Source organism: Armatimonas rosea (assembly GCF_014202505.1).
In the GTDB taxonomy this organism is placed as follows: domain Bacteria; phylum Armatimonadota; class Armatimonadia; order Armatimonadales; family Armatimonadaceae; genus Armatimonas; species Armatimonas rosea.
In genome coordinates this window covers 1-14,382 of sequence record NZ_JACHGW010000005.1, presented here as the reverse complement: position 1 = coordinate 14,382, position 14,382 = coordinate 1, and the positions used below count along the sequence as shown (strand labels likewise).

The window sequence follows — 14,382 nt, the reverse complement described above, 5'->3', positions numbered from 1 at the left end:
TCCTCGTCTCTTAGTTCCTTTTGGACACTTGATTGTTCAGCCCATCTTCAAAATGGTCTTTTGGTGTAGAATCAGCCATGAAACAATCCTCCAATAAACCCAATATTATCGTGCTCTACACCGATGACCAGCGCTGGGACGCACTGAGTGTGGTGCAGCGCGAGCAGGGTGCCAGCGGGCGCTTCCCTTGGCTCAAGACCCCGAACTTAGACAAGCTGGCTGCGGAGGGGACGCGCTTTCGCAATGCCTTTGTGGTCAACTCACTCTGCGCTCCCAGCCGCGCGACCCTGCTGACGGGCCAGTACGGCCACACCAATGGGATTGTCAACAACCACACGCCCTTCTCCGCACAGAACGTGACCGTGGGGACGCTCCTCCGGTCGGCGGGCTACCGAACGGGCTATGTCGGGAAGTGGCACATGGGCAGCCAGCGCGAGCGCCCCGGCTTCGACTTCGCGGCCAGCTTTATCGGGCAGGGCAAGTACGACGACTGCCCATTTGTGGTCGATGGCAAGGACACCCCCACCAAAGGCTGGATCGACGATGTCTCGACCGACTTTGCGCTGCAGTTTGTGAAGGAGAGCGCGGGCAAGCCGTTCTTTCTGATCCTAGGGTTCAAGACCGCACATGGCCCCTTCTCCCCGCCTGAGCGCCACGCCAACGACTACGCCAGCGACAGCGCACGCCCCGTCCCGAACCTCGGGCTGGCCCCCATCTACGCCGCAGAGCGCCGGCCCAGTGCCACCCCAACCCCGTCCACGGCGCTCAACCGGGGCTATTTCCGCTGCATCAGCGCCATGGACGACTGTGTCGGGCGGCTCTTGGCGGCGGTCGATGACAATACCGTGGTGATCTTCGCGTCGGACAATGGCTTCTATCTGGGCGAGCATAGCCTCGGGGACAAGCGCACGGCCTACGACGAGAGCCTAAGGATTCCTCTGCTCGTGCGTCTTCCCAAGCGGCTCCAGAAGACACAGAAGCTCGACCAGCTCGCGCTGAATGTCGATATCGCCCCGACCGTGCTGGAGCTGGCGGGAGTGCCCGTCCCCAAGGAGATGCACGGGCGCAGCCTGGTCCCCCTCCTGATGGGCAAGACCCCGCCCGACTGGCGCAAGGCGTTTTTCTACACCTACTTCTTCGAGCAGGGCTTCTCCGCTCCCACCACCCAAGCCGTCCGCACCGAGTCCGCCAAGCTGATCCAGTTCCCCGAGCACCCGGAGTGGACCGAGGTCTTCGATCTCAAGGCCGACCCCTACGAGACCAAGAACCTCGCGCGCGACCCCGGTGCCGCAGGGCTTCGCCTGGCCCTGGAGCAGGAGTTCGAGCGCCAGCGCAAGGCGATTGGCTTTGAGATTCCCCCCTTCGCCGACAAGCCCAGAGCGGCTGCCGCCACGGCAGCCCCCGGACTTGTCGCGCCACGCAATGCCTGGGTGCTGGACTGGAAAGACGCGCAGAAGTTCGATGGCACCAAGCTCATCAGCATCCCCAGCACGCCCGCGCTCCGGCCCAATGTCGGTGCCTGGGCAATCGAGGCGACCGTCACGGCGGAGAAGCCCGACGGTGTGATCCTGGCGCGGGGCGGCGAGCGCTTTGGCTACTGCCTCCATGTCCAGAGAGGCGTCCCTGTCTTCACGGTCACATCGGAGGGCAAGCGCTCGCAGATTGTGGGGAAAGAGAGCCTTGTCGGGCGCTCCGTGGTTCTGCTGGCACGCATCACCCCGGACCAGCGGCTCACGCTCACGGTGGATGGCAAGGAAGTGGCGGCGGGGCCGCTCCACCGCTTTATCACCAGCGATCCTACCAACCCCATGGAGATCGGGGGCGATGCGGGCTCCAAGGTGGCGGATAAAGACCTCCCCAGCTTTGTCGGGACCATCACCCGCGTCCGGCTCTACAGCGGGAACCTGCCCTAGGGAAAGGTCACCGAGCCGAGTGTCACCCGCCGTGCCGCGCCCGTGACACTCGGCAGGTTCGCCGGGTTGCCGAGAAGGGTCTCATTGGCGAGCACACAGAACGCCAGCGCCTCCTTCGAGTCGCCGTCCATTCCAAGCTCCGCATGGGTCAAGACCGGGACCGGGGAGAGCTTGGTGCGGAGGAACTGCATCAGCGCCGGGTTGCGCGCCCCGCCCCCGCCGACAATCACTTCATCGGGGAGCTGCGGCAGGTAGCGCTCGTAGGCATCGACAATCGAGAGCGCCGTAAACCAGGTCAGGGTAGCCACCAGCTTCTCGGGGATGAGCTCTGTGCCTCGGGAAAAGGGCAGGTAGCGCCGTAGTACCTGCTGCTCCAGCGATGTTGGTGAGAGCTGTGCACGGCGGCACACTTCCTTGTAGAAACTCTCACCAAACTCCTCCCGCCCGGCGGACTTGGGTGGCTTTTGCGCCAGAAACGGGTGCTCCAGGAGCCACTCCAGAAGCTCGTAGTCCGGCTCTTCCACACTAAGCGCGAGCTTGCCGTCGGTGTCGCAGCGCAGATCGCCGTTGCTCGCCCACTGCGCGGCCCGGTCCATGAGCATGTTTCCCGGCCCGGTGTCAAAGCCGACAACCTGGTCGGGGGTGGCGTTGGGCGGCAGGAAGGTTACGTTGCCAATGCCCCCAATATTCTGGATCGCGCGCGCCTTGGTGGGGTGCGTGAGCAGGCACCAGTCGACATAAGGAATCAGCGGCGCGCCCTGCCCCCCCACCGCCACATCCGCGCTCCGAAAGTCCGAGACCACGGGGACACCAAGCCGCTGCGCCAGGACCGCCGCACTGCCGATCTGGAGGGTCGCGCCGCCCCCAAGCTCCCCCACATGTGGGGGCGGGGGGGGCGGCGTGTGGGAGATGGTCTGACCGTGGCTGGCGATAGCATCGACTTTCCCTGCACCTAGCGCGCGGACCGCCTCGGCAAAGAGCTCGGCCACCGCCACCGAGACCTGGGAGACCTCTTCGGCGTTGCCTTCACCATGGCTCAGGGCGAGAATGCGACTACGAAGTGCCTCAGGGATCGGGAAGTCCAGAGCCTTCAGCAGCTCCGCCTCCGTGACACGCCCACTGCCAGCGAGCTTCACCAGCGCGACATCGACACTGTCGACACTCGTGCCACTCATCAGCCCGATCAGCAGGCGCTCCGGCTTGGCGGCATAGTCCGCAAAAAACGCAGCAGGTCGCAACAGACTCCTCTTCCTGGCTGCGCAGGCAGCCGTCGCCCTCGTAAGCCCGGAGACTCGTTCTCCGGGGCGACTAGCTCAATTCTAGCAGGTGTTTGAGAAATCCCGCGAACCCGAAGCGCTCGGCAACCACCTCGGCGGCGTTTTTCCCTAGCCGCTCGCGCTCCACAGGGTCGTCCCAGAGTGCCGTGAGAGCCGCCCGAAGCGCTTGCTCGTCGTGCGCCGGGACGAGCACCGCGGTCTGGTTCTCGTCTATATAGTCCGTCACCCCCGCCACACGGCTGACAATGCAGGGCTTCTGGGCCGCCATCGCGCGGAGCAAGACGGTCTGCCCCGACGAGAACCCGGTGGGATGGAGCGGGATGACGTGCAGGCGCGCCGAGGCGATCAGGGCGTTGGTGGTGTTGTGGTCGGTGTTGAAGCGCACGGTGACATTGGGCGGCGGCACCTCTCCCCCAAACGGCGTCTCATCGGCAGCGACCACGGTCACGGGCAGCGCCAGCCCCGCCACAGCACGAAAGAGAGTCGCATAGTCCCGGTTTGACTGCCCCAGCGCGAGCGCAAAACCGCCATCTGTGGGAGCGGGAACATCGTCGGGCGCGGCCCACGGGGTCGGCAGAAAGACAAAGCGCTCCGCCGTGAGCCGCAAGAGCGCCGCGTAGTCGTCGCGCTCCGCCGAGGAGAAACAGACAATCTTCGCGGCATCGGCGAGGAGAGGCCGGAGGAGCGGGAGCAACTTTCGCACGCCCCCCTTGAGGATCGGCCCTACCACGATCACGGGCGTTTTCGCCCGCTGGAGACGTCGCAGGAGAAGTGTCGCCAGGGCGCAGCGCAGCTCCCAGGTGAAGACCGTGTCGTAGTGCGCGAGCCGGTAGCCTCGCCCGAGCAGGCAGAAGAACTCGGCAAGATAGGGCGGGAGCTTGCTGGCACGCGGTGAGCGATCAGGGTGGGGCTCCGGGGCGGCAAAGAGCAGCTCTCCGGTGTGCTCCGTAGGCAGGTGCTCAAAGAGCCAGCTTCCCAGATCACGCCAGGGAATCGCAAAGGCAAGACGCATACTACCGCTATTATGGCTCTCCGAGTCCCAAACGCCAGGAAGGGGCATGCCTCCCAAAAAATTCTTCGTTTTTGGGAACTGCATCTCGGGAAATGCGTTTCGATTCGTGATACAATTTTCGCGATTAAAATATTGCGATTAAACTATCAGGAAAGGAAGATGCACTCAATGCGCTCTCTCACAACAAAACTTGGCTTGCTGGTTCTCGGGCTTGCGCTCACGGGCTGTGGCTCGAGCTCCAATGTTCCTGTTGGGCGGCTCCGTGTGGTTCACACCTCGCCCAATGCCCCCCTGGTAGATGTCTTGGTAGACAACAACCGGGAGCTCGCCAGTGTCCCCTATAAGGCGTCGTCGCCGTACCTCGCGCTACTTTCCGGGACTCGCAATATCAAGGTCAATGCCGCCGGGACGACCTCGTCGGTCATCAATGCCAATGTCCCCATCGAGACCGGGAAAGACACCACGGTTCTGGCGGTCGGGCGCTTGGCCGGTATCGAGCCGCTGGTTCTCTCGGACAACAACACGGCACCTGCGGCAGGCAATGTCAAGCTACGGCTGGTGCACTCCGCTCCGGGTGCGGGCAATGTCGATATCTATGTCACCGTCCCCGATGCCGTCCTGAGTGTCGTCCCTCCGACTCTGACCAATATCCCCTTCAAGGGAGTCTCCCCCTATCTCTCCGTGCCCGCTGGGAACTACCGGGTGCGGATCACCCCCGCCGGGACTAAGACCGTCGCCATCGATAGCGGGACACTCAGCCTCGCCGCGGGTCAGATTCGCACCGCCGTCGCTGTGGGCGATCCCAGCGTCGACCAAGCGCTCACCGCGATCGTCCTGGCGGACAACTAGTCACTTTTCCTTGATTTGCTCTTCACTTTGATAAGACAACTCCCCCTGGTCTTAGCCGATCAGGGGATTTTTTTACGATGGACCCGTCATTTCTCCAACCACAGCGCGCCAACGCGGCCCTCTTTATCCCCAAGCCCACCCTGACCGTCGGCCTGCGCCACCAGCAGACAGCGAGTGCCGAGCTCGCGGGGCTGGATCGCCGTGCCTCGGTAAACCGCACCACACTCGATGCGGTCTGGCTCAAGCCGGGCCTCAAGCAGACCCAGAACCTCACCCTGCGGGTGGACCGGAGCACCTTCGACTTCGCGCGAGCAGCAAACCCTTTTGAGGATGCCACACAGGTTCGGCTCGGCGCGACATTTCTCACGCCGCGCAGCAAGACCCGCTCACGCGTGGTGGGCCTCAGCGTGGACAGTTCCGCCTCGGCGCGAGGAGACTTCTCCCGAGGTATCGCCGGGGGAGTGATCCTTGGGGAGCGCCACGTGGCCCGCCCCGGCCTCACCTGGACCTATGGCGTCGCGCTACGTTCCCAAGTGGCGGACACCGACTTTCTCGTCATCCCCGCCATTGGCCTCGACTGGCAAGCCCGTCAAGACCTACGGGTACTCTTCCAGGGCCAGGAGCTCCGTGCCACCAAGACTCTTAGCCGCACCTGGAGCCTCGCCAGTGTCACCAGCTTCGACGTGCGCCGCGCCTGGCGCCTCTCCGACCAAGCGGCGGTGCGCGACGGAGTGGTGCGCGAGACCAGCTTTACCAGTGGCTTCGAGGCGGGCTATACCCACCGAAACACCACGGCCGCGCTGATTCTCGGCTGGCAGTTTGGCCGTCAGTTCCAGCTCGATGACCGCTCGGGCCGCGGAGTGCAGACCATTGATGCGGGCTCCGCACTCACCCTGGGGCTACGCCTAAGCCGTCGGCTCTAGTCCCGCTGCCTGCACCCGAATCTCTTCGACCACGCAGTCCTCACGGCTCATGGGAACGGGGGCATCGTTGCGGATGATGCTAATCTTGCCATCGAGCTCCAGTACCGCGTAGCGTACCTCGGAGACGGAGGCGATCCCCTGCTCCCGAAACGCCGTGAGCAGGTCGTTGATGGCCACACTCTCCTTGCGCATGGCCTTGTCGAGGACCTGGCCATTGTGGACCAAGAGAGTCGGGGAGCCCTCCAGAATCTTGCGGAGCAGCGGCGAGCGCGCCGTGATTTTATTGAGCCCCCACGAGAGAGTCAGCAGCACCGCCACCCCTGCAAACGAGCCCCCAATGGAGTTGTCATCACCGATCATCGCGTTCTGCACCACATTGGAGATCAGCAGCAGGATTAGGAAATCAAAGAGAGTGGCCTGGCCCAGCTCACGCTTACCCGAGAAACGAAACGCCACCAGAAGAAACCCATAGACCACAAGCGGCCGAACCACTTTTTCCAGCCAAGAGATATGCGGGAGGAGCAAAGGCTCCAGCTCCCACGGATGCATCCATAGAGTACCCATGGGCAGAGTATGCCCAATTTTGTTCCGCAATGGCGAGTGCCTGATCTACCGGCAAGACTTGGGGGAACGAGTGGGGCCTGGTGTTCACAACCGGCATGGATCCGCCATTAGCCTACTGCTTTAAACGATGGATCGGTACGCACACCTCATTTCAGACATCGAAAGCGGTGCTGCTACTGCCATGCAAGATACTGTCAAAAACGAACGAAGGGGGCGATTCTGGGGCAGAATCCCCCCCTTCGTAGATAAGCCGACAACCGGATTCGAACCGGTGACCTGCTGTTTACGAAACAGCTGCTCTACCGCTGAGCCATGTCGGCGCGAGTCAAATTTTATCATAGGGGTATTATGCCTGCAAGGCCATTTCCCGCTATACTAGCCTCATGGCCCGAGAGCTTGATCCCAAACTTGTCACGGTGACATTTTTGTGTACCGATATTGTGGGGAGCACTCGCCTCTGGCAGGAGAATGGGGCACTCATGCGTGAGCGTCTTGCCTGGCACGATGCCCGTGTCCACGAGCTCAGCGCACGCTATCAAGGGGATGTCTTCAAGGCACGGGGCGATGGCTTCTTTATCGCCTTTCCCACGGCGCTTGCAGCGCGGGACATGGCAGTCGCGCTTCAGCAGGCGCTCTTCCAGGAGTTTGGCGAGGCGTTTGCCATCCGCACGGTTCTCAGCACGGGCGAGGCGCAGTACCGAGACGGCGACTACTTTGGGCTGGCGCTCAGCCGGGCGGCGCGGGTTCTGGAGCTCAGTCATGGGATGCAGCTTGTCCTCACCGAGACGACCGCTCGGCTCATCGAGGAAGCGGAGCCTGCCGCAGCCACGCAGCTCAAAGACCTCGGCACACAGCAGCTTCGTAGCCTGGAGCGCCCTGAGCGCCTCTATCAATTTGTCGCACAAGGCCTTCCCACCGACTTCCCTCCCCTTGCGAGTGCCTCACTGCCTCCTCATAACTTGCCACGGACGCTGACCACCTTTATTGGGCGTGAAAAAGAATGCGCGGAGGTCGAGCGGCTCTTATCCCAAACCCGCCTCCTGACGGTGCTTGGCGCAGGTGGAAATGGCAAGACACGCCTCTCGCTCCGCGTGGGGGATGAGCTCCTGATGGAGTACCCGGGTGGGGTCTGGTTTGTGGACCTCGCCCCTGTCGCAGATGAGGCCCTGCTTCCCCGTGCGGTCGCGGCGGCGCTTCGGGTGCGGGAGGATGCGAGGGCAGACCTGCTGGAGACACTCCTTGCCCACCTGGCTCCGCGTAAGCTCCTGCTGATCCTAGACAACTGTGAGCACGTCGTCGCCGCCGCCACGCGCTTCACGGAGCAGGTACTGGCCCACTGTCCCGCGGTCACGGTTCTGGCCACCAGCCGCGAGGCACTGGAGCTCTTTGGCGAGGTCGCCTGGCCCCTGCCCGGCCTTGCCCTCCCCCCCGAGACACTCACCCAGCCCGCTCGACTGCTACGCTATGAAGCGATTCAGCTCTTTGTGGAGCGGGCGACGGCCACGTCCCCGAACTTCCGCCTGACCACCGCCAACGGTGCCAGTGTCGCCCGAATCTGCCGCCGCTTAGACGGCATCCCCCTCGCGCTGGAGCTGGCAGCAGCGTGGATGAGCGCGCTCTCGCTAGAGCAGATCGAGAAGCGCTTGGAGGACCGCTTCAGGTTTCTCACACGGGGCAGCCGCACCGCCCTCCCCCGCCAGCAGACCCTCCGCGGCGCTCTCGACTGGAGCCACAACCTCCTCACCGACGAGGAGCGCATCCTCTGGCGGCGGCTCTCGGTCTTTGCGGGTGGCTTTACGCTGGAGTCGCTTGAGGCGGTCTGCTCCGACGATACCCTCCCCGATTATGCTGTCCTCGATGCTCTCTTTGGCCTCGTCCGCAAGTCTCTCTTGCTACGTGACAGTGATTCTGATGAGCGCTACCGCATCCTAGAGACCGTCCGCGAGTACGGTCTAGAGAAGCTCCAAGAAGCCGACGAGCTCTCCACGTTCCGCCTGCGCCACCTAGAGCACTTCACCGCCCTCGCCGAAGAAGCCGAGCCCCATCTCCGCGGCCCTGAGCAGAAAGCCTGGCTAGATAGGCTAGAGACAGAGCATCCGAATCTGCGGGCCGCCTTGGCAAAACCCCAAAATGGCGAGCTTTCCCTGCGTCTTGCAAAGTCTATTCTCTGGTTCTGGCTTATCCGCGAGTATCTGGTCGAGGGCCACAACCGCCTCACGGAGCTTCTCACCGCCTTCCCAGATGCACCACCACTGCTACGTGCACATGCCTTACGCTCACGCGGCTCTCTCGCCATGAACCTACACCGTCTACCAGAGGCTAAAGCAGATATGGAGCAAGCTCTGGAACTTTTTGCGGCGGAGAAAGACGCGGCAGAAGTGGCTGTGATGCAAGGAAACCTAGGAACGCTTGCCAGTGATGAGCACGACTACGACAAAGCACATCTCTATCTGGAGCAGAGCCTCTCTTACTACAGACTTCATCCTCACCCTCAGCGTCTAGTTAGCATACTGTTCAACTTGGGCACTGTACAGATGCGTGCGGGGCATCTTGATGATGCCGAAGCCATCCTGCGCGAGAATCTTGTACTCAGCCACCAGCTAAAAGATGGATTAACCGAACTCTATACCCTAAATAATCTAGGCATAATAGCTCTGGAGTGTGGACGTTCTTCCGAAGCACTTGCACTTCTTTGCCAGGCACTAGAGTTAAGAATCGATATTGAGGGAGAGACGGGCCTTGGAATGGTCACAAACCTTCTCTATCTTCTTTTTTGTTTGAACCAGATCCAAGCACCATCAGCTACCTTAGCACGCTGTATCGGAAAGCTCGAGACGATCCGCAGTCAACAAAACACTCCTATTGCACTATCAGAGGATGATCGTTATAATCGCATCCAAGAGTCCGTACAACAAAATTTAGCGGAACACTACCATGTAAATGTGGTTGAAGGCACTTTACTACCTCTCCAGGGCTTAGTGAAGCATTTCAAGGAGTATCTATTATGACAGAACAACAACGCAAACAAGACTCTACCAATGAGTTTCGCCTTCATGGCGGCCCCCATCTCCCCATTACTATTATTGTGGGAGGAGACGATGTCAATCCTGATGGCGGAGGCCTCTTCACAAGGCATCCATTTGCCTCAAAAATAAAGATAAAACCATCAGGAAAAACAAAAATAACGTTAAAAATGAACTTCGAAAAAGACATAGACCCGGATTTAGTACAACATAAAACACTACTTTTTGTGACAAATATAGATAACAGCAACGCAAAAACCATTAAATCTTCATATTTCGATAAATCATTCAAATGGGAATTCAACATAACAAAAAAAGAAAAAAGATCAATCGAAGCCACAGTTGATTTTGATTTCAGTGATATCAACGTAAGTGAATCACGTGGGTATACATTTATTTTTGCCTGCGAAAGCCCTCAGGGACAAGATCATGATGACTTCCAGGGAGCAGTAACTTTTCAAGTCATCAAGTAAGGCTTCGTGTGTCTCGAATACTCGTTTGGCAACGAACCGCGGAACACTTCGCCGGGCAGTATCAGCCCGGCGATTTCTTTGTTAATGAGCATGTGTTAGTCTCTGTGCCTCCGTGGACACTCCGTGTTGAGGTGGAGCCGACGAGCCTGATTCCGATGACGCGGGTGGGGGCGGCGTGTGTTTTGCGGAAGCCGTTCGCCTTTCGTCTGGAGCGGACGAATCAAGGGACAGAGCTGGCGACGAGCCATGCACTCGTGGCGGAGAGCTTGCTGGCGCTTCCTGGCTACCGGGAGGCGCTGCTCTCGGAGCGCTTTGTGCTGGAGCTGGGGCCAGGGTTGCTGACCTGTGATACCTACGGGGTCGTGACCGAGCAAGAGCGGTTGATTCGGCTGATTGAGATCGTCGCCGAGACACTCCAGCGCCTGCGAGACTTTCGGGTGATCGAGGGCTGAGCGGGTAGAATAGCCCTATGGACATCGCCGATACGGTTCGAGTGGTCGAGGTTGGCCCACGGGATGGACTACAAAATGAGCCGATCCTCCTCCCCACCGCCACCAAGGTCGCGCTGATCGAGCGCCTCGCCGATGTAGGGTTGCAGGAGATCGAGGTGGGCGCGCTGGTGCACCCTAGGCTCGTCCCGGCGATGGCGGACAGTGAGGCCGTGATCGCGGGGGTGCAGGCCGTTCCGGGCATCCAGCGCCATGTGTTGATCCCCAATCGCAAGGGCTGGGAGCGACTGGACAAGACCGCCGTCCAGACCGTGAGCCTGTTTACGGCGGCCTCAGAGAGTTTTTCGCAAAAGAACACGGGGCGGAGTGTCGCGGAGGCCTTGGCGGAGTTTACGGCACTAATCCCCGAGATTCAGGCAGCGGGCCTCCGGGTCCGGGTCTATCTCTCGACCGTCACCCACTGCCCGTATGAGGGCAATATCGCCCCCGAAGCCGTCGTCCGTGTCGCCGAGCGGCTGGCAGCTGCCGATGAGCTCGCCTTGGGAGAGACACTGGGACGCGCAACCCGTGCGGACTTTGCCGCGCTACTGGAAGCAGTCACGAAGGTTGTTGCGCCCGCACGGCTGGCGGGGCACTTCCATGATACTAGCGGGGAGGCACTGACGGGAGTCGCGCTGGGGCTGGACTATGGGCTACGCTGCTTCGATAGTGCGGTGGGCGGGCTCGGGGGTTGCCCCTTTGCACCGGGGGCTGCGGGGAACCTCGCCACCGAGCGCCTCGTGGCTTTTCTGGAGGGCCAGGGGATCGCGACGGGGGTTGATCCCGTGAGGTTGGCAGCGGTCGGGGCCTGGCTTCGGCAGGAGCTGACCCGGTGACCCGACGGGCACGGGTATGAAAGCCACCGGGCTGGCGCTCCTGGCAGGGATACTACTGGCGCTCGCGTTTCCCCCCCTAAGCCTCTGGCCGCTTGCCTGGGTCGCGCCCGGATTGCTCTACACGCTCTCCTCCACGCGCCGCTCCGCAACGCTGGCGGGGTATCTCTTTGGAGTCGCGCTATTTCTGCTGGGGGCCGAGTGGGTGCGTGTCTTGGCCGTCCCGCTCTGGCTCCTGCTCCCGCTCTTTCCGGGTGCCCTCTTTGCGCTCTACGGGCTCGTCAATGGCCTCAGCCTGCCACGCTGCCTCCCCGCGCTACGGCCGCTTGTCTTTGCCCTCCTCTGGGCGCTGTTTGAGTGGCTCCGTGGCCTGGGCACCTACGCGGTTCCCTGGTTCACGCTTGCCAGCGCCCACGCTGCCCCGAGCGCAATCCCTCTGGCGACGTCGGTCACCTGGCTTGGCGCACCATGCCTCGGTTTTCTGATCGCCTTCACCTCCGCGACACTGGCGGAGGGAGCTCTCCAGCGCCGGGGCCGCTTTGCCCTCGTGCTCCTGATCCCTATCGCCCTCGCGCTGATTCCCCGCCCCACCCCGCACCGCCAGCGCTTTCTCCACCTCGCGCTGATCCAGGCCGGGCGCGCCGACTCTAACGCCTACGAGACCTACCTCGCTCTCTCCCGAAAAGCGGCACGGAGCCACCCCGACTTGATCGTCTGGCCCGAGGGCGCGGCAACCGAGCTCGGAACGACTCGCCTCTGCGCCTTGGCTCGGGAGCTGGGCATCCCCCTCTTGGTCGGGCTCTACGAAGACGGCCCTGACCAGCGCCCCACCAACCTCGCGCTCCTGATCGACGGCGAGGGCCGTGAGCTCGGGCGCTACGCCAAGCGTCGCCTGGCACCCTTTGGCGAGGTCTACCCCTTCCAGCGCTGGATTCCGGGGGTCTACGCCGCATTTGGTATCCACCACGAGAGCTTTCGTCACGGCACGGCCCCTGGAGTCTTCACGCTTCCGTCGGGCCAGCGGATCGGCGTGGGAATCTGCTTTGAGAGTGCCTTTCCTTGGGTGGCCTCGCAGAGCACCAAGGCAGGCGCCCAGCTCTTGCTGTTTCTGACGTCGGATCAGAGCTTTGGCCAGAGCGCCGAGCTCGCCCAGCACCGGGACCAGGCGATCCTGCGCGCCATGGAGAACCAGCGTCCCGTGGCGCAGGTTGCGACCACGGGACTCACGACCCTGATCCGCTCCGATGGCAAGGTCGTGGCGGCACTTGCACCAGGGACGCCAGGGATTCTCTCGGTCCGTGCTATACTTCCCGAGTGAAACCGCGTAACTGGAGCTGGCTGAGTGCTCCCCTCTCCGGCGTCTTGCTGGTGCTGGCCTTCCCCAATGCAAACCTCTGGCCCCTCGCCTGGGTGGCGCTGGTTCCGTTCTACCGGGCGCTGACCACTCCTTTGATCGCCCCCATGAACGGGGGCGTCTTGCTGTCGTCGCAGGCTCCGACACAAAGGCCGTTCCGGCCATGGGGATTTTTATGGGCGGCACGCCCTTTCCAGCCGCAGGCTCTCCAGCCCCCCCGCTCCAACCGGGGAGGCTTAGGCTTCTGGCTCGGCTTCACGATCTTTCTCACCGGCGTCTACTGGATCTCCGAGCTCAACGGCACCACCCCCGCCGACAAGCTCTTCCCCTGGATCGGCCTCGCGGCGATTCAGGGCAGCTTCTTCGCGATCTTTGCGGCGCTCGCGGGCTGGGCGCTTCCCAAGCTCCCCGCCCCAATCCGCCCCGCTGCCTTCGCGGCGGGCTGGGTGACCTTTGAGCTCGTTCGGAGTCTCGGAACCCTGAACTTCCCGTGGATGATCCTGGCTGTGAGCCAAGCGCATGGTAGCGGCCTGTATTGGCTCCAGTTCGTCAGTATCGGCGGACAGTGGCTGCTCTCGTTTGCCATCGCACTGGTCAATGGTGAACTCGCCGAGGCATGGCAGTCCCGATCAAAGGAGCCTGTCTATTTTGCAGGCATTATTTTTGTTAGCATCGGGATCTGGGGATTTTTTACAGCGGTCAAGTTTGACCTGCAAGACTTCAGCGCACATAAAGCTCAAGCCAGTAATACTATAGCTGTGGCAGCACTTCAGGGAGGGCGGGAGGCATCCGACGGCGTCCCAGACTACGCACCGCTGACGGAGCGGGCAAAAGCACAGCTTATCGTCTGGCCGGAAGCTGCCGCAGGACCACTGATCGGGGCGGAGTGGCGCAGTAAGTACCTCTCGGAGCTGGCGATTCGGACGAAAGCAGACCTGCTGATTGGCTCGGGTGAGGCGCGGCCCCACACCAACACGGTCTGGCACCTGCGGCCCGATGGGAGCACAGGAGGCCGCTACGACAAGCAAGTGCTCGTCCCCGGTGGCGAGTTCTTTCCGCTCTACGAGGTCCTGGGCCCGATCTATGCCCGCTTTGGCGCGACCCCGGAGTGGAACCACGTGCCGGGAAGCAAGCCCGCAGTCTTTACGCTGGCAAATGGCACGAAAGTGGGGACGATCATCTGCTACGAGTCCGTGCTGCCGTGGGTGGCGCGCCAGGAGGTGCAGCAGGGCGCGGAGCTTCTGGTTCAGCCCACCTCGGACTCGTCGTTTGGTAAGACCGCCGGCCCCTACCAGCATCTTGGTATCGTGATTACCCGTGCTGTGGAGAACCGCCGCTATATCGTCCGCGCCGCCGCCACGGGGGTCTCGGCGATCATCAGCCCCGAGGGGAAAGTCATCGCCTCGCTGGATCTGGGCCAGACCGGAGCGGTCACGGGAGGCGTTCTCCCCCTGACGGAACGGAGCCTTGCGAGCCAGATCGGCGATCTAGTGGCCTATCTCTGCGCGGCTGGGAGCGCTGTAGCACTCGTTGTGGTGGGGCGGCGGCGGGGATCGACGGGCGGGCAATGAGGCGGGCAGTAAAATACTCCGGCCTGAAGGCCGGAGCTTTTTATTAAAAGCGGACACCGCAGAAGCCTCAAGAGTTCCCACTTTCTCATAGACCGAGCATCA

The 14,382-nt window shown here is 62.0% G+C and carries 12 protein-coding genes and 1 tRNA gene; 9 read left to right on the top strand and 4 right to left on the bottom strand.

Going from position 1 to position 14,382, the window contains the following annotated elements:
• Window positions 1-77: 77 nt before the first annotated feature.
• A complete protein-coding gene (locus tag HNQ39_RS23470) occupies window positions 78-1,913 on the top strand; it encodes a sulfatase-like hydrolase/transferase (RefSeq protein WP_184202705.1) in 1,836 nt (611 codons plus the stop codon).
• Here the strand turns inward: HNQ39_RS23470 and HNQ39_RS23465 are convergent.
• The gene (locus tag HNQ39_RS23465) at window positions 1,910-3,151 is read right to left on the bottom strand and encodes an anhydro-N-acetylmuramic acid kinase (protein ID WP_221290277.1); all 1,242 of its coding nucleotides are present in this window, start codon (window positions 3,149-3,151) and stop codon (window positions 1,910-1,912) included. The genes HNQ39_RS23470 and HNQ39_RS23465 overlap by 4 nt on opposite strands.
• 70 nt (window positions 3,152-3,221) lie before the next feature.
• The gene (locus HNQ39_RS23460; RefSeq protein ID WP_184202703.1) at window positions 3,222-4,202 is read right to left on the bottom strand and encodes a glycosyltransferase family 4 protein; all 981 of its coding nucleotides are present in this window, start codon (window positions 4,200-4,202) and stop codon (window positions 3,222-3,224) included.
• 168 nt (window positions 4,203-4,370) lie between these two features.
• Here HNQ39_RS23460 and HNQ39_RS23455 point away from each other — a divergent pair, with 168 nt between their 5' ends.
• Together HNQ39_RS23455 and HNQ39_RS23450 are read left to right on the top strand one after the other, a co-directional pair.
• Window positions 4,371-5,051 carry a DUF4397 domain-containing protein gene (locus tag HNQ39_RS23455; RefSeq protein WP_184202701.1) on the top strand — a complete coding sequence of 227 codons (681 nt, stop codon included), beginning with the start codon at window positions 4,371-4,373 and terminating at the stop codon, window positions 5,049-5,051.
• Window positions 5,052-5,128: 77 nt separating this feature from the next.
• Window positions 5,129-5,974, top strand: a complete 846-nt coding sequence (locus HNQ39_RS23450; protein WP_184202699.1) for a hypothetical protein — start codon at window positions 5,129-5,131, stop codon at window positions 5,972-5,974.
• Here HNQ39_RS23450 and HNQ39_RS23445 read toward each other — a convergent pair.
• Both HNQ39_RS23445 and HNQ39_RS23440 read right to left on the bottom strand, forming a co-directional pair.
• Window positions 5,957-6,538 (bottom strand): DUF421 domain-containing protein, encoded by a 582-nt coding sequence (locus HNQ39_RS23445; RefSeq protein ID WP_221290276.1) that lies wholly within the window; start codon window positions 6,536-6,538, stop codon window positions 5,957-5,959. The two genes, HNQ39_RS23450 and HNQ39_RS23445, sit on opposite strands and share 18 nt — an antisense overlap.
• A 248-nt stretch (window positions 6,539-6,786) precedes the next feature.
• Window positions 6,787-6,858, bottom strand: a tRNA-Thr gene (locus HNQ39_RS23440).
• Between the two features lie 63 nt (window positions 6,859-6,921).
• Between HNQ39_RS23440 and HNQ39_RS23435 the strand changes: the two genes are divergently transcribed.
• From HNQ39_RS23435 to lnt (HNQ39_RS23410), 6 genes are all read left to right on the top strand, one after another.
• The gene (locus tag HNQ39_RS23435; protein WP_184202697.1) at window positions 6,922-9,546 is read left to right on the top strand and encodes an ATP-binding protein; all 2,625 of its coding nucleotides are present in this window, start codon (window positions 6,922-6,924) and stop codon (window positions 9,544-9,546) included.
• Complete coding sequence (locus HNQ39_RS23430; protein WP_184202695.1) at window positions 9,543-10,034, top strand: hypothetical protein; 492 nt, start codon at window positions 9,543-9,545, stop codon at window positions 10,032-10,034. Before HNQ39_RS23435 ends, HNQ39_RS23430 begins: the two co-directional genes overlap by 4 nt.
• A 92-nt stretch (window positions 10,035-10,126) precedes the next feature.
• Window positions 10,127-10,486 (top strand): hypothetical protein, encoded by a 360-nt coding sequence (locus tag HNQ39_RS23425; RefSeq protein WP_184202693.1) that lies wholly within the window; start codon window positions 10,127-10,129, stop codon window positions 10,484-10,486.
• A gap of 17 nt (window positions 10,487-10,503) precedes the next feature.
• Window positions 10,504-11,358, top strand: coding sequence for a hydroxymethylglutaryl-CoA lyase (locus HNQ39_RS23420; RefSeq protein ID WP_184202691.1), 855 nt, complete (start codon window positions 10,504-10,506; stop codon window positions 11,356-11,358).
• 16 nt (window positions 11,359-11,374) lie between these two features.
• Entirely contained in the window at window positions 11,375-12,673 is a 1,299-nt protein-coding gene (gene lnt / locus HNQ39_RS23415; protein WP_184202689.1) for an apolipoprotein N-acyltransferase, read from the top strand.
• Window positions 12,670-14,280 (top strand): apolipoprotein N-acyltransferase, encoded by a 1,611-nt coding sequence (lnt, locus tag HNQ39_RS23410; protein WP_184202687.1) that lies wholly within the window; start codon window positions 12,670-12,672, stop codon window positions 14,278-14,280. The genes lnt (HNQ39_RS23415) and lnt (HNQ39_RS23410) overlap by 4 nt, the downstream gene beginning before the upstream one ends.
• Window positions 14,281-14,382: the final 102 nt, after the last annotated feature.